Below are 16,469 nucleotides of genomic sequence, written 5' to 3'. Positions count from 1 at the left end.
TTTGGTTTCAATATGTTTTTATTTCTTTTCGGATGTATCTTTATCTTTCGTCTCATCTTCAGGAGCTTCTTTCAAACTCGGAGGGAAAGCATTGAGTTGACGCCACAATTCATACCATACAGGTACATCATCGAGCATTATCCAACCATAGACACCAGACCCTACACGTAATTGTTTCGGCCAATTTCCACCATCTGAAGTAACCAATAAACGATACTGACCATTTTTACTATTGACCATATCTATAACCTTCACTTTTCCAGCGAATGTACCAACCGAAACCGAAGGCCAACCTGAAAACTGAATAGCTGGCCAACCTTCAAATTCTAAACGAGCAATGCGACCCTGTTGAATAAGCGGAACATCCATTGCGTTTACGTAGAGTTCGACGGCCAAGTTTGGATTAACTGGCTGAAGTGTACAAATTGATTCAGTCTCTTTTAATGTTTCGCCAATACCAGTTTTCATAGCTTTCACTACATAACCATCTTGTGGAGCTCTTACTACGTAAAGACCTCGACGAATATCGACACTTGCTTGTTTGTTTACTAATTTCGAAAGTTCAGATTGTCCATCAGCAATGGAAGCTAAGGCCGAACTCCTATCAGAACGGGCTTTGGCAATTTTTTCGGCATATTCGGCATTAACCGAATTAAGTTCGATTTGGCTATTGATTAATTCTTGCTTTGAAATTGCTAGCTTATTTTGAACCGAAATCAATTTGTTTTGAGTTTCTTGAAACTTTAAGCGTCGAGTTTCGATTTCATTCAACGATAATATACCTTGTTTTTCTTGAGTAAGTCCACGTTGAAGACGGTCCTGAGCAATTTTAACTTGAAGCTGCTCCGCTATTACATCAGAACTATCAGCACTTACTTTTGCCCGATTCTGTTTTACTTTATTTCGAGCTTTTTCAAGACTCAATTGCCAGTTATTTGATAAAGCTTCTATTTGCTTTTGCAAAGCATCAGACTTCGCTTGATAACTACTTAATGCTTCCTTTTTTGCTTGTAGCTGCTCATTGAGGCGAGTAGGAAGTTGGGGGTCGAAATACTCATCTTTTAATTCAGAAAGTATAACTAATGTATCGCCTTTCCTTACTAATTGCCCTTCCACTACATTCCATTGCTCAATTCTACCTGCTATCACGTTTTGAATATCTTGTGGGCGTTCGGCAGGATTTAGGGCTGTTACGTATCCTTTACCATTGATATTTTGCTGCCAGGGCAAAAACAAAGTAATGATAAATATGATAAAAAAGCCCAATAGCCAACGCTTCAAGACATGTGCACCTTTGGGGGTATTGACCAGTTCCTGTAAGTAGGCATTACTCGATTCTTTGACAGAATCTGGAATATTATTATTTGATAAGTTTAACATCTTGCTATCTAAAACTTTTTGTTGGAGATTAGCTCGGGAACTTTTCATTCCAAAATAGAGAGCTAACAAAAAACTATGAACTAGATTTTAGTATAAATAATTTTGGAAACTTGAATCTTTCTTCAATTCACTAAATGTTCCTTCTTGGATAATTTGTCCTTTATCCATTAATATTATTTTATCACATTGTTCCATGATACTCTCTTTCTTTGTTTCAATCAAAACTGTTGTTGGCTTACTTCTTGATAAAATAAACGAAGAAATAGCATCTAACTCTTGTTTATTGAATGAATCGAAGCAATTAGATAAAATCAAAAGTCTTGGCTGAGATAGTAAACAACGAGCCAAAATTAGCTTAGTCTTGAATGAGTCAGAAAATCTACGGCCACCTGATAAAATTTGTGTCTGTAAGCCATCTTTTAGTTTACCAATGCCTTCGTTTAATTGAAGTCCCTCTAATATTTCTCTTAAATCTTGGTCGTTGATATGCGGACGATTAAGGGTAATATTTTCTAAGATTGTTCCATCGAAAATGGCATCAACAGTTTGATTTTTCTTCACATAAAGAAAGAAATGTTCTTGCTGAATATCACGAATAGAAATACCATCATAAGCTATGAGCCCTTGGTAATCGCCTAAAATTCCTGCTAAAACCTTCAAGAAAGTTTCTTTCCCTGAGCCATTGATACCCGAAATGGCTATTTTCTCAGATGGTTTTACTTTTAGGTTGATGTTATTAAGGACAAAATCTGGGCTATCGGCAAACTTATACTTTAAGCCTTTTAGCTCAATTCCAATACCTTGTTGTTTATTCTCTAAATGTCGAAGAATGCCTTTATGATTTTCGAGAGGAAGGTCAGAGACATGTCCGAGCTTATCAACGGCGGTTAGTAAATCAAATATTGAATCGAATGATAATAAAATTTTCTCAACCGAACTTACTACCAAAACAACCACAATTTCGGAAGCTACAAACTGCCCGATGGTTATTTGTAAATTTACAACAAGATAGGTTCCTAAAATCAGAAGACCACCTACAACTAATGCTTTGAAAAAAACCGCATTATAAAACAGAATAAGTAAATAGTTGAAGTACTTTTTACGATATTTAAGATAACTGCCCGATAGTTGTTCCATTTTTTGCATTGGAAAGTTTCTTCCGCCAGCAATTTTAAAAACGGCAGTCATACGAGCCATATCTTGCAGCCAATATGCAATCTTAAATTTATACTTCGATTTTACCATGTTGGCATCGAGTAGGCGTTTACCATAAATTCTGATGACCAAGAAAATGATAAGAACAGTAAGTAAGGCAAAACCAATAAATAAAGGATGATAGGCTGAAAGAAGTAACAAACCGAAGATAATCTGAATCAAGGCGGCAGTTACATCTATTAATATTTTGGGTAATGTTTTTTGTACCGTAATAATATCAAAGAATCGATTCATCAATTCTGGTGGATAATAATTACGAAGAGCTTCGGTTTTGATATTCGTAATTCGATAGGTGTACTCAAAGGCAGATTTTATGAATAAACGCTCTTGTAAAAACTCGACAATCGTAAGCTGCATGACCTGCATCACTCCCGATAAAACGAGTGCCAAAATAACCAAGCCAATAAGTATGTAAATAGAGCTAAAATAAACCCCACCTTGTACAAAACCAATGATTGCTTGAATACCCAATGGAAGTGCTAAACTGATAGTCCCAATCAAAATGGCGTACACGTAAATAGATAAAATATCTCGTCGCTCGATGCGGAGCATGCTGATGAGCCTCTTAAATGGTGAAAGTTTTTCCGTTGAATTATTTTCTTCAGCAATTGCCTCCACGGGGAAAAATGTAAAAAGCTGAACCATACCAGAGGTAGAATTCAGCTTTTCGAAAATATTATCTATTTGAACTAAGCCTTCGGTTGTGATTTTGAAAGCTTTACTTACTTTGTTTTTTTTATTTGGTAAAAAAAAGTATCCTTCACCACTGCCATCCAAGAACATAAATGGCGTGGTGCTTTTCTTCTCAAACTCTTTGATTTGATTGGCAGTTACTTCATTTTCTATCAAAACAATACCCTTTTTCTCAATAGTACTACGAAGCTGATTAATGAAATCTTCGTTCGACTCGATTGAAGAGTTTGTTTGAACACCGTAATGAGTAAATTCAAAAAACAGAGCTAATTTTTCTAATATGTTATCTAAGACTGGTTTCATTTATTCGTATAATTATCTTCTGTTTATACAAAGTACGACTAGTGTTTTCTGTATAAAATTCAAACAAAACTTTGAACAAATTGTTTTTTATAGTTTTGCACAAACTGAATTTACACGTTTCAGAAAAGTAAATTCTATCGTTTTTTTTGCAAAATTTGCCGTTTTGAGTTTATAATCCTAATTAGAATACCATTAGAAACCTAAAATTGGGTCTTTTTACTATTAATTTATAGGTAGTTGTATGTTAAATAATAATTTTGAAAGTAGGCTTAATTATTTTTTAATCCAAATAAAATTCGAGTTAAAGAAAATGGTTTTATAAGGAAATGATAAATCATGAACGAACCTCCAAAAGTGCCCAAAACCAAAATAAAAAACTTCGGAATTACGCTCATTGGCCAATCAGCCATATAAAAACCAATCGAAACCGTAATCGTTTGGTGAAGTATATAAAACGGATAAACTGCTTCGTTTGCGTAGCTAACAAAACTATTAGAAAAGTTGAGATAATGTTTGGCAAAACCAGCAATGGCTAAAATCATAAACCAAATATGAGTCATTTTTAGAATACTATTTAAAAGTAATATTTTCCAAGTGTTTTCGGGAAGTGCTCCAAATAATGCATCATAAGTTTTGCTTAATAGAATGATGAAAATGGCTATAAAAAGAAATATTTTTCGATTTTTTTCTATGGTATCCCACACTTTTGCTTCTCTACCCAAAAGATAGCCATTAATGAAAAATAGCAGTGATAGCGTAAAATTGTACCAATCAGAGGTTAAATTGTGAGTAACAGGCCAGCTTTTTCTAAGTAAAAAATAAGTCGCGGCTAATGGAATTATCAGAAGAATTAATCTGAGAAATGCGTTCGAATCAGAGGAAAAGAAGCGTAGGTTTTTAGCTTTAATCCATGTAAAAAAAGGTGTGGCTAAAAGAGAAAATACCCAAAGATAGGCCACAAACCATAAATGATGCCAGCTAAAGCTTCCTTCAGGATAGGGCACGAATGCAAATACACTTGGGTAGAATGACCAATATGAACCTTCAAATGCTTGGCTTTGTAAACGCTCGAAATAGATTTGTGGAGGAACAATGACAAACATTCCAAAAATCAGTGGAAGCAAAAGGCGTTTGGTGCGTTCGCCTATAAATTGTTTGCTCGTTCGAGATTTCATGGCAAAACTTACGCCTACACCCGAAATAAAAAACAATAAAGATAATCGCCAAGGATTGATGACTTCCATCCAAATTTTAAATCCATTGGCAATGACATTGTTTTTTACGTGCCAGCCCCAATCGACAAAAAACATTCCGCTGTGGTAAAAAATTAATAAGCCAAAGGCAATGACACGAATCCAGTCAAGATAATATTGTCGCTTTTTCATAAAATTGTTTTTTTAGTTATTACGACAAATTTCAGGCGTTTGTGCCTAAAAATGAGTATTTACTTATCGAAGAGAAGTTCGTTCTTATAAAATCGAACATTAACTTGTTCGAAAACTTGAAGGCGTTTTACCTGTAAACTTTTTGAAAGCAGTATTGAAAGCTGATTTGGAATTATAGCCAACCATTTCGGCAATTTCTTCAATTTTTAAATGATTAAATGTTGGACTACTTAGCATTTCTCTCGCTTCATTGATGCGATGCTGGGCCGTAAAATCGAAAAATGTTTGCCCAAGCGATTCGTTTAAGATTTGTGAAAGATGATGTGGCGAAACACCTAAACGTTTGGCAAAACTGGGTAATGAAAAAGAGGAATCGAGGAATGGCTTTTCGTTTTGCATAACCAACTGAATTTTTTCAAGTGTATTTTCTTGAATCTCGCTGGTCAGCGAAGACTTTTCGTATTTTTTGTTTATTCTCGGTGTAAAAACTTCGGGTTGGTTCATAAATGTAAAACTCAAACCGTATATCAAAAATGTTAAATACGCAGCAATGAAATGGTCGCCCAAGTCATGAGGGAAAAGCAATTTAGTTACAACAAAAACAATCGTAGCCAAAATCGAATAAAGTTGCCCTCTACGGCACCAAACAAATGTTTGATTTTGGTTCGACCAAAAGCTCATTCGTTCATTATTGCTTACTTCTCGAAGAACCGAAATACCTAAACCTGCATACACACACATTTGCAAAAGCATCAGCTCGTTGATATAATCTCGAATGAGATAAATCCATTCAGGAAAAGTATATTCATAAGTTAGTTGAGGCAGCGTATCATGATGATAGGCGTTTAAGTAAGCATTATATTTTTCGGGATAACCTTTCGAGTAAAATGTAATGGAAAGATAAACGATATACGCTACAAAAGGTAAAAAATGCAACCAATCTGATTTCTTAAATTGCTTTCCCAAGAGGGTTTTATGGTAAATAAATATCAGAGGAGCAAACAAGAGATTCGTTGGTTCGGCAAAATCGATGAGCCAAATGACTCGAAACATGTAATTGGTATAACACAAAAGTATTTCTGATAATGCCGCCGCAAAGGCAATTAATAAGACGCCTAAAAATTTATTGGCTAAGAAATGAGCTTGTTTTCCGAATAAAAAGAAATAAGCCAAAAATAAGGCTTGAATAATGCCCAGAAATATCCAAAGCGAGTAGATGTCTATTTTTAGTGGAAGAACTTGGGGCATTTTTGATAAATATTTCCCCAAATTTAGAAGTTATTTTTGAAAACGGATGGTTTTACCCTACGGTTTTGTGCCTTTTAGTAACTCTTTTGTAAAAAGTACAACACTATCTTCTCCTGTTAGAAAATCAGATAAACTTTGTTTTACCTCAAAATTTGGTTGAAGATGCAGAGCAGAAGTCGTGTTATAATTGATTTTTAGTAGTGGTAAACTAACCGTAAACTTAGTATTGGGTAAAGTAAAAGAGGTAAATTCACCAGCCGAGGAGCCATCGGCTGCCCCACCGCAAGTCGTTCCGATTAACGAAACGTTCGCTTGATTTTTGAGGTGAGCAGCTAAATAAACCGCCGTAGAAAAAGTGCCTTCATTGACCCAAACGTAGATATTTCCTCTAAATAAAAATTCGTTTGTAGGCTCATAAAATTGACTGGCAGATAAACCTTTCTTTTTTACTTTAATGTTGGGGCTATTACTTACCTGATAACGTTGATATGGTTTTTGTAGTAAATATTTGAGAATTTCATCGGCATAATCAAGGCCGCCACCAACATTATTTCGTACATCAATAATAAGGTTTTTACTTTGTTTTTGAGCTAATTTTTTGAAAATAGTTGAGATTTCGTTTCTGAAATTACCATTCTCAAATTCATTGCCATCAAAACTCCGAATTTTAAGAAGTGATGTTTTAGAATCGAAGTCGCTGAGGTAAATGTTTTTATAGAAATCTACATTTTTTACAGGATTTCGTTCGGCCTCAATTTCTCGTAAATAGGCGAGAGGCTTCATCATTATGTTGGTGCTTTTTTCTTGTTTATTGGCTAAACGAACTTTCAAATGAAGCTCATCTTGTTCTTCAAAAAACAGATAAAGTAGTTTTCGGAAATTCCGTTGGAGATAATAATTGTCTACTTCAGCATTTACACCATCACCATTCTGAAAGGTATAGCGTGAAAGGTTTTTGAGTAAACGATTCATCGGAATATCTTCTATATCAATAATCTCAATGCCTTTTTGGAGTATATGATTTTCTGAATAATTTCTGGAAATAAAAACTCGGCCATCATAAATTACAACATCGAGTGGTAAGAATTTAGGGTTTGAATTGCTGGGTGGAATTAGTCGCTCATCAACAAAAATTGAAGAATGCCCACAATGAATGCTACGAGTAAGATTGAGGTAATGAACAAAGGTTTGTTTTATTGTAAGTGAGCGTTCGACTCTATAAAGCGAATCATAAATTTGCTGAAATCGGCTTTGTTCAATAAACTTATAAGGATTGGGATGAATTTCTTCGATGCGTTCTTTGAGGAAAGCCAAATCGGCTCGAATTTCAATAGGAGAAAAAGTTTGCCCAAAACTCTTCGTAAAGCTAATAATAAACAAGATTATGAGAATTTTGGGCATTGGAAATATTTAGAATGAATTTCTTTACTAACGAAAAAACGCTAAATATTATTTAGGACGGATGCTATTGGTTCTTAGCTATATCTATCATTTCTCCAAGGGTAGGCTGTATTAGAGTAGCCTCTTTCTTCCCAGAAACCTAATTTGTTTTTAGGTAAAAATTCAATTCGTTTGATCCACTTTGAACCTTTCCAAGCGTAGAGTTGTGGGGTAATCATGCGAGCAGGGCCACCGTGTTCTTTGGCTAAAGGTTCATTATAAACTGTATGAGCAATCAACACATCGGGTTTCAGTGCTTCTTCGAGCGAAACATTCGTTGTATAGGTGTCGTAACCATAACACAAAATGTGCGTAGCAGTTTCTTTAGGTTGAACGAGTGCGGCCAAATCAATTAAACGCACACCTTTCCAAACCATATCCATCTTTGACCACGTAGTTACGCAGTGAAAATCACTGGTGTCTTCTACTTGTGGCAATGCCATGAAATCTTCCCAAGTTAACACCACTGGATTTTCTACTTCTCCATTGATGGTTAGACGCCAACGGTCAAGACTAACATCTGGATGATAACCCAAATCAAGCACGGGCCATTTAACTGTCGTGGTTTGTCCTACTGGCAGTTGTGGCATTCCGTGGCGGTTGATTGGTCCTTTCCCCATTGGCTTGTCATCAGCCATTGATGGGGTGGTTTTCATTTTATCTTCAAACCGAGCCTTGAGCTTCATACGAGCTTCAATAATTCGGTCAAGTTTGTTTTGTTCTTCCATGGTTGTATAGAAATGAGATATAAGACAAGAGACAAAAGATATATTCTACAACGATTTTATTATCGTTTTGTTCTCATATTTCTTGTCTCATATCCCTTGTCTAAATTTTACTCTTCCCCTAAAAACGGATATTTATAATCAGTTGGAGAAACAAAGGTTTCTTTGATTGTACGAGGCTGTACCCAACGATATAAGTTGAGAATTGAACCTGCTTTATCATTAGTGCCCGAAGCTCTTGCTCCACCGAATGGTTGTTGACCAACTACCGCACCCGTTGGTTTATCGTTGATATAGAAGTTACCTGCCGAATTGACTAATTTTCTCATACCTAAATCAATGGCGTATCTATCTTGTGAGAAAATTGCACCCGTAAGAGCGTACGGCGAAGTTGAATCTACTAATTCAAGGGTTTTTTCGAAATCTTGAGGTTCGTACACATAAATTGTCAAGACTGGGCCGAAGATTTCCTCACACATAGTTGTATAGTGTGGGTCGGTTGTTAAGAAAACAGTTGGCTCAATGAAATATCCTTTCGATTTATCGTAATTTCCACCAGCAACAAGACTTACTTTATCGCTTTTCTTGGCATTATCAATGTATCCTGCAATTTTATCGAATGCACGCTCATCAATTACTGCATTGACAAAATTCGAGAAATCTTCGGTACCACCCATTTTGATTTCTTTCAAATCTGCCAATAATTGTTCTTTAACCGCTGACCAAAGGTTTGAAGGAATGTAAGCACGAGAAGCGGCCGAACATTTTTGTCCTTGATACTCAAAAGCTCCACGAACTAAGCCAGTTACTAATGCTTTTACATCGGCTGATTCGTGAGCAATTACAAAGTCTTTTCCACCAGTTTCGCCCACAATACGTGGATAAGTTTTATATTTTGAGATATTTTCTCCGATTGTTTGCCAAATTGTTTGGAAAACTTTAGTGCTACCCGTAAAGTGAATTCCTGCAAAATCTGGGTGCTTGAAAATAATATCGCCAGCCACTGGGCCATCTACGTAAATCAAATTAATTACTCCATCTGGTAAGCCTGCTTCACGCAAAACCTCCATGATTACGTTGGCCGAGTAAATTTGTGGATAGGCTGGTTTCCAAACTGTTACGTTACCCATCATGGCTACGCAGGCAGGAAGGTTTCCAGCAATGGCCGTAAAGTTGAAAGGTGTAAGGGCAAAAACAAAACCTTCCAGCGGACGATATTCTACACGATTCCACAAACCACGCACTGATTCAGGCTGACCTGTGTAGATTTGTTGCATGAAATAGGCATTGAAACGCAAGAAGTCGATAAATTCACAAGCAGAATCGATTTCGGCTTGGTAAGCATTTTTCGATTGTCCAAGCATAGTTGCCGCATTGATTTTAGCACGGTAAGGACCAGCCAAAAGGTCGGCAGCTTTCAAGAAAATACTCGCACGGTGTTCCCACGAAAGATTTGCCCAACTTTCACGTGCAGCTAAAGCGGCTTCGATTGCTTGATGAACATGTGAAGCATCGCCCTCACTGGCATAGCCCAACACATGTTGATGGTCGTGCGGAGGAGAAAGTTTAATTTTTTTATCTGTATGTACAAGCTCGCTACCAATATACATTGGCACGTCGATAACCTTCGAGCGGCCTTCGGCAAGAGCCTTTTTGAGTGCTGCTTTTTCGGGCGAACCCGGACCATAATTTAAAACTGGCTCATTGATAGGAGTTGGTACTTTAAAAAAGGCATTGTTCATTGTAGATGAAGTTTTGTTGATTTTCGAGGGCGAAATTAGTGAAAAGATTTGAGATTATTGGTAGAGTTGTAGGCTACGATGCCCGTGGAATTTTATTTTTCCATTCTCGATTTATACTCTCTTGGGCTTAGGCCTTTTAATTGTTTAAAAGTTTTATTGAAGTGCGAAATATTATTGAATCCTACTTCAAAACAAACATTGGCAACGGGTTTGTTTTCAAGCAATAATCTACAAGCTTGATTGATGCGGTGTTCATTGACAAAGTCCGTATAGGTTTTATGCGTGATTTTCTTGAAATATCGGCAAAAAGAGGGGACTGTTAAGTTGGCTAATTCAGCTACTACCTGAATATCAATACTTTGTTGGTAGTTTTGTTCTACAAACTCATATACTCTGTTGATTCGGTCTTCATCTTTGTGGCTAAAATCAAAACGTTTTTCTGGATGGTTTAGAATAGTATATTCGTTAGTATTGGCTAAAATTTGGAAAATATGAAGGAGTTCTACCATACGCTCGAAGTAAGGTTGGGTAAGCATTTTTTGTAGTTTGCTTGCAACTAATTTACGAGCTTTACCATGAAAAGACAAACCCTGTTTAGCTTTCTCAAAGAGCTGGTTGATGTGCTCCATTTCAGGTTTCTGCAGAAAATCTGTTCCCAAAAAATCTTTTCTTAGCTGAACTACTATTTCTTCATGTTCACCAATCACGCCATAGCCAAAACCAGTATGGGGTAAATTTGGGCCAATAAATACCAATTCACCTTCTTCGTAGTTTTTGAGGTGTTCGCCTATATGAAGTTTTCCTGAACCCTTTCTCACGAAAACTATCTCATATTCAGGGTGATAATGCCAAAAGTATCGGTCATTTTCCGATTTCCAATGAATCAGACGAAAAGAGCTGCCTGAGTCGGGAGAAATTTTTTCGTATTCAACTTTCATGCTTTATTATCATTATTTGCTAAACAAATGTAGGCATAATGTTAATACAGCACAAGTATTAGATAATGATGGAGTAGTTTTTTTTGAAGATTAGCCCCAACTTTGTAACAGAAAAAGGATTGATTACCTTTCTGAGACAATCAGACATACTTTACCTATGAAAAGTTTTTTTGAGCGAGGTCATTGACCTCGCTTATCTTTTATATATTCTTCAAGAATTCAATCATTTTTGCAACCGCGATGCCACGATGACTTATTGGATTTTTTTCCTCCATGGTCATTTCAGCGAATGTTCGGTCATAGCCTTCAGGAATAAAAATAGGGTCATAGCCAAATCCTTTTTCTCCGTGTTTTTCATGTGTGATTTTTCCACGAATTATTCCTTCAAAAAAATAGTGTTTGCCATTGATTATGAGTGTAATTACACTTCTAAATTGAGCTCCACGATTTTCAACTCCTTTGAGATTTTCAAGCAGTTTATCAATATTTTTTGCGTGATTACCATGCTCGCCTGCATAGCGTGCCGAGAAAACCCCAGGCTCGCCATTGAGGGAATCAACTTCTAAGCCCGAATCATCTGCAATGCAATCAATCTGGAAACGTTCCCAAACATACATTGCTTTTTGTAGAGAATTACCATCGAAAGTATCGGCAGTTTCTGGAATATCATCAAAACAACCAATTTCGTTGAGAGTTTGAAGCTGAAAATTTTCGCCCAAAAGGGCTTGTAATTCTTCTACTTTATGTTTGTTGTTCGTTGCTAAACAGAGTTTCATTGTTTTGTTGATAATTTCACAAAAAGCCAAAGTTTCACAGATGGGTAGTTCAAAAGAAATGCTTAGAGAAACTTTATGTACTAATTTCCTTCGTGTTGATTTATATTTTTACGCTACTGCCATTGCATTTTCTTTCATTTTTTCGGCATTATCGGCCATACGGAGTTGCTCAATGAACCCATCAATTTCGCCTTCCATTACGGTAGGTAAGTTATAAACTGTATAACCAATACGGTGGTCAGTTACACGGCTTTGTGGGTAATTATATGTTCTGATTTTGTCCGAACGGTCACCATTGCCTACCAAACCTTTTCGTTCGGCCGAAATTGCTTCATTGTGCTTAGCCATTTCCATTTCGTAAAGTCTCGAACGCAATACAGAGAGGGCTTTTTCACGGTTTTTGATTTGTGAACGCTCATCTTGACAAGAAACAGTCACTCCCGTTGGAATATGCACCATACGAACCGCCGAATAAGTGGTATTTACGGACTGCCCACCCGCACCCGAAGAACAGAAAGTATCAACCCTAATATCATTCATGTTGATTGTTAGGTCAACTTCATCAGCTTCTGGAAGGGCGGCCACTGTAGCGGCAGAAGTATGTACACGTCCTTGTGATTCGGTAGCTGGTACACGCTGTACGCGGTGTACGCCTGATTCGTATTTGAGTTTACCATAAACATCTTCACCCTCAACCTGCACGACAATTTCTTTATAGCCACCTGCCGTACCTTCGTTGTGGTCGAGAAGGGTCATTCTCCAACCTTGTTTTTCGATAAATCTTTGGTACATTCTAAATAAATCCCCTGCAAAAATTGAGGCTTCATCGCCGCCCGTTCCTGCTCTAATTTCGAGGATTACATTCTTGCTATCGTTCGGGTCTTTTGGAATGAGCATTTCTTTAAGAGTTGCCTCCAAAGTTTCCTTTTGAGGAAGAAGTTCGTCTAACTCTTCTTTGGCTAAATCACGCATTTCTTCATCTTTCTCGTTTGCAATAATATCCTTTGCACCTTCGATATTCGATAATACGTTTTTGTAGATTTTATACTCGTTTACGATTTTTTCTAAATCTTTATATTCTTTGCTTAGGCGAGTAAATTTCGTCATATCAGAAACTATTTCTGGCATGGTCATCTGCTGCGAAACCTCGTCATAACGTTCTCTGATGGCTTCTAATTGATTTAACATATATCTTTTAGTTATTTGTTACTGATTTATTCAAAAACATTTGTTCTCCGCTTACAGGTTTGAAACCTGTTCTACGTAAAATAAAAACGTGGCACATCTCATTATCGTTCATAACAAGATGTGCCACGCCTAGGTAATTTATCTAATATCCTTTTTTACATTGAGTAAATACCGCTTGGTTTAACTTAATGTAGGCATCATCGCCTGCCTTTTTGGCAAGTTCCATTGATTTTTCAGCATTTGGTACGGCTACTTCGCAGTTATTTTGTTTGGCCGCTATACGAGCAACCAATTGGTATGTCCAATATTCTTTTTCTTTCTCAACTACTTTATTGGCCCACGCTAATGCTTGATCGAGTTTGATTCCTTTTTGATAATAGAAATCAGCCGCAGCAAAATAGGTATCATTTGAAACCTCAGGTTTAGCTGTTTTTTCGGCAATTTCGGCCATTATTTTTTCATCAATGCCTCGTTGTTCAATTAAAAACCTTACTTCAGTGTTTTCCCATTTGATTGAAACATAAGCACTTGTTGCGTTGAAGTCAATAAAATCAATGCTCATTTGCTCAGCAAATGTTTGTGGTTTCGTAGGCTGAACATTAAATCTGATGACATCTTTATTAATATCATAGCCATAAGCACCCCATTGTTTATCATCACGGTTGAGGATGATTGTCCACTCGTTTTTGTTTGGAATAGTATAAAGACCATAACTACCCGCTTTCATGAGTGCTCCGTTGATATGCACATCTTGGTCAAACTGAATGCTTGTAATTTTATTAGCACCAGTACGCCAAACTTTAGCATATGGAACTAAATCACCAAAAATCTTACGTCCTTTTACCGATGGACGACTATAATCAATCGTAACTTTAGCAAAACCGATAGTTTGCGAAACACTTGCTGATGGACTTGCAGCAGGTGTACTTATTTGTCCGAAACTAAGGGTTGAGACTAAAATGAGTAATAGCAATTTTGTTAATGAATGGTTCATTTTTTGGGAGTTAGTGTTTCAATTGCAAAGTTACGCTATATCTTTTGTTATTGGTGCTTTCGAGGTGTATTTTTGAGTTTATGTCTATTTTTACTTATTTTCTCCTTGCATTATGCCTTAATTAAAACAATTTTTTCTTTTTAAAGTACTATAATAAACATATCTTGCAAATACCAATTAACCTGTAAAACCTATGTTTAACTTATCAACAGTTTTAGAACATCACGCTCGAAACTCTTCAAATAAAGAGGCTCTCATATTTGCCGATAAACGAATTACATTTTCCCAACTCGATGCCGCAGCCAACCAAATTGCTAATGGATTGGTTTCACTTGGTATTGGTCATGGAGATAAAGTAGCTCTTACGTGTCCAAACTTACCGTATTTTCCGATGATCTATTTCGGAATCCTAAAAACAGGGGCAACCGTTGTACCATTGAGTGTGTTGTTGAAACGTCATGAAATAGCTTATCACTTGCAAGATTCTGATGCAAAGGCTTATTTCTGTTTTGTGGGTACGCCTGAAATGCCAATGGGGCAAGAAGGACATGCAGGTTTTGAAATGGCTGATTCTTGTGAACATTTTTTTATGATTACACCTGCCTTTACCGATGCTTCTCCAATTGAAGCAACACAAACAATGGGAATGTTGATGGCAGGAAAATCGCCTGTTTTTCAGAGTTATTTTACTTCGCCAGATGATACTGCTGTAATTATTTATACTTCTGGTACAACTGGCAGACCAAAAGGTGCCGAACTTACGCACTCAAATATTTTTTTGAATGCCAATTTGAGTAAAGATTTGCAGGATTTGAATTATAATGATAGAACAATGCTGGTTTTACCACTTTTCCACATTTTTGGGCAAGTGGTGTGTATGATTGCCAGTATTTATAGAGGTTCAACGGCTGTGCTTGTACCGAGATTCGATGCCGAGATGGTGCTTTCGTTGATTCAGAGTGAAAAAATCACGCACTTTGCGGGCGTGCCGACGATGTATTGGGGACTTTTGAGTTATCCAGAAGCCAATAAATTTGATTCAAGTTCGCTGCGGGTTTGCTTGTCGGGTGGAGCAGCTTTGCCTGTGCAGGTGCTGAAAGATTTTGAAGCAAAATATAATGTTGCGATTTTGGAAGGTTACGGAATGTCGGAAGGTTCGCCAGTGGTTACCTTCAATCACCCAGACCGTGTGCGTAAGCCAGGTTCGGTCGGAACGCCAGTTTGGGGAGTGGAGGTTTGTATAAAAGATGAAAACGGTAACGAACTCGGAGCAAACGAAAAAGGTGAGTTGTGCTACCGTGGGCATAACGTTACGAAAGGTTATTATAAACGCCCTGATGCTACTGCTGAGAGTATTAAAAATGGTTGGTTACATTCGGGTGATATTGCCATCAGAGATGATGATGGGTATTATTTTATCGTTGACCGCACCAAAGACATGATTATTCGTGGGGGCTTCAATGTATATCCACGAGAAGTAGAAGAAGTAATGATGCAACATTCGGCCATTTCGATGGTGGCCGTAATTGGCGTACCAAGCGACGAATATGGTGAAGAAATAAAGGCTTGCGTGGTGCTAAAACCCGATGCTCAAATAACGGAACAAGAATTAATTGTTTGGACAAAAGAACGCATTGCATCCTATAAATATCCTCGTGTAGTAGAATTTATGAGTAGCTTACCAATGGGGGCTTCTGGGAAGATTTTGAAGAGGGAATTGAGGAAGTAAAATTGAAGGAAGTCTTCGCTTTGAGGGGAACGCCCAGTTCGAAGACTTCCTTATTTATTCTTAATACTTAAACGGTTTTCCGCCAGCCAATACTTCTTGTGTTTTTGTATCAAACGTTACTTTCAAGCCAGTGCGGTAAGCTGCATTCGACATGATGGTAGCGATTGAGTGCGAATATCCCGCTTCGATTGGAGCATGAGGCGTTTTGCGGCTACGTACACATTCCATCCAGTTTTTGATGTGGTTGAACGTTAGTGGGTCGCCACCAGTGTTTGCACCTGACTCAACTTTTTGTCCTTCAAGTTTGATTTTTGGCAATAAGTTAGCTTTCAAACCCATTGCTGATGCTTCACGCTCACGTAAGCCACCAGTATCCGAAATCTCGTTGGTGTCGAGGTTAATCATCCCGCCATTTGAGTAGTATAATTCTTTGGTATCTCCCGCAGCGTTTGAGAAACGACTTGTGAATTGTACTTGGAAGCCAGTAGAAGGGTCGTTTAATGGGCCGTAATCGAATACTACTGTTAGCGTATCGGCGTTTGTACGGCCATCTTTCCATTGGTAAATTCCACCGTTGGCAACTACACTACGTGGGTGTGGCAAGCCAGAGAACCAGTGAACTGTATCAATTTGGTGGCTCATCCATTGCCCAGGGATACCCGAAGAATAAGGCCAGAATAAACGATATTCTAAGTATTTACGTGGGTCGAACG

Annotated in this window: 12 protein-coding genes and 1 pseudogene; 1 reads left to right on the top strand and 12 read right to left on the bottom strand. The window is 37.4% G+C overall.

All coding sequences use genetic code 11. The annotated features are described in order from the left end of the window. Positions 1 to 18: 18 nt before the first annotated feature. The 11 genes from A6M55_RS14195 to A6M55_RS14145 all read right to left on the bottom strand — a co-directional run bounded on the left by A6M55_RS14195 (position 19) and on the right by A6M55_RS14145 (position 14,027). On the bottom strand, positions 19 to 1,428 hold the full coding sequence (locus tag A6M55_RS14195) for an HlyD family secretion protein (RefSeq protein ID WP_015028944.1): 1,410 nt from the start codon (positions 1,426 to 1,428) through the stop codon (positions 19 to 21). Positions 1,429 to 1,467: 39 nt separating this feature from the next. Continuing rightward, on the bottom strand, positions 1,468 to 3,591 hold the full coding sequence (locus tag A6M55_RS14190) for a peptidase domain-containing ABC transporter (protein WP_082893035.1): 2,124 nt from the start codon (positions 3,589 to 3,591) through the stop codon (positions 1,468 to 1,470). A 269-nt stretch (positions 3,592 to 3,860) separates the two neighbouring features. Further along, the gene (locus A6M55_RS14185; RefSeq protein WP_064198255.1) at positions 3,861 to 4,976 is read right to left on the bottom strand and encodes an acyltransferase family protein; all 1,116 of its coding nucleotides are present in this window, start codon (positions 4,974 to 4,976) and stop codon (positions 3,861 to 3,863) included. Positions 4,977 to 5,075: 99 nt separating this feature from the next. Continuing rightward, on the bottom strand, positions 5,076 to 6,224 hold the full coding sequence (locus tag A6M55_RS14180) for a helix-turn-helix domain-containing protein (RefSeq protein WP_064198254.1): 1,149 nt from the start codon (positions 6,222 to 6,224) through the stop codon (positions 5,076 to 5,078). A gap of 57 nt (positions 6,225 to 6,281) precedes the next feature. Then, positions 6,282 to 7,625, bottom strand: coding sequence for a S41 family peptidase (locus A6M55_RS14175; RefSeq protein ID WP_064198253.1), 1,344 nt, complete (start codon positions 7,623 to 7,625; stop codon positions 6,282 to 6,284). A 74-nt stretch (positions 7,626 to 7,699) separates the two neighbouring features. Next, positions 7,700 to 8,392 carry a molybdopterin-dependent oxidoreductase gene (locus A6M55_RS14170; protein ID WP_015028949.1) on the bottom strand — a complete coding sequence of 231 codons (693 nt, stop codon included), beginning with the start codon at positions 8,390 to 8,392 and terminating at the stop codon, positions 7,700 to 7,702. Positions 8,393 to 8,499: 107 nt separating this feature from the next. Further along, the gene (pruA, locus tag A6M55_RS14165; protein ID WP_015028950.1) at positions 8,500 to 10,131 is read right to left on the bottom strand and encodes an L-glutamate gamma-semialdehyde dehydrogenase; all 1,632 of its coding nucleotides are present in this window, start codon (positions 10,129 to 10,131) and stop codon (positions 8,500 to 8,502) included. 92 nt (positions 10,132 to 10,223) lie between these two features. After that, positions 10,224 to 11,069 (bottom strand): AraC family transcriptional regulator, encoded by an 846-nt coding sequence (locus A6M55_RS14160; protein WP_015028951.1) that lies wholly within the window; start codon positions 11,067 to 11,069, stop codon positions 10,224 to 10,226. Positions 11,070 to 11,269: 200 nt separating this feature from the next. After that, a complete protein-coding gene (locus tag A6M55_RS14155) occupies positions 11,270 to 11,845 on the bottom strand; it encodes a non-canonical purine NTP diphosphatase (RefSeq protein WP_064198252.1) in 576 nt (191 codons plus the stop codon). A gap of 108 nt (positions 11,846 to 11,953) precedes the next feature. Further along, a complete protein-coding gene (prfA, locus tag A6M55_RS14150) occupies positions 11,954 to 13,033 on the bottom strand; it encodes a peptide chain release factor 1 (RefSeq protein ID WP_064198251.1) in 1,080 nt (359 codons plus the stop codon). Between the two features lie 142 nt (positions 13,034 to 13,175). Then, positions 13,176 to 14,027: a DUF2911 domain-containing protein gene (locus A6M55_RS14145; protein WP_064198250.1), complete on the bottom strand. Its 852-nt coding sequence runs from the start codon at positions 14,025 to 14,027 to the stop codon at positions 13,176 to 13,178. A gap of 193 nt (positions 14,028 to 14,220) precedes the next feature. Here A6M55_RS14145 and A6M55_RS14140 point away from each other — a divergent pair, with 193 nt between their 5' ends. Further along, complete coding sequence (locus A6M55_RS14140) at positions 14,221 to 15,756, top strand: long-chain fatty acid--CoA ligase (RefSeq protein WP_064198249.1); 1,536 nt, start codon at positions 14,221 to 14,223, stop codon at positions 15,754 to 15,756. A 60-nt stretch (positions 15,757 to 15,816) separates the two neighbouring features. Here A6M55_RS14140 and A6M55_RS17480 read toward each other — a convergent pair. Next, positions 15,817 to 16,469, bottom strand: a pseudogene (locus A6M55_RS17480) (gfo/Idh/MocA family oxidoreductase); the annotation flags it as partial.

The sequence above is a fragment of the Emticicia sp. MM genome (assembly GCF_001649495.1).
The sequence above is the reverse complement of the archived record's forward strand: the minus strand, read 5'-3'. Positions and strand labels throughout refer to the sequence as shown.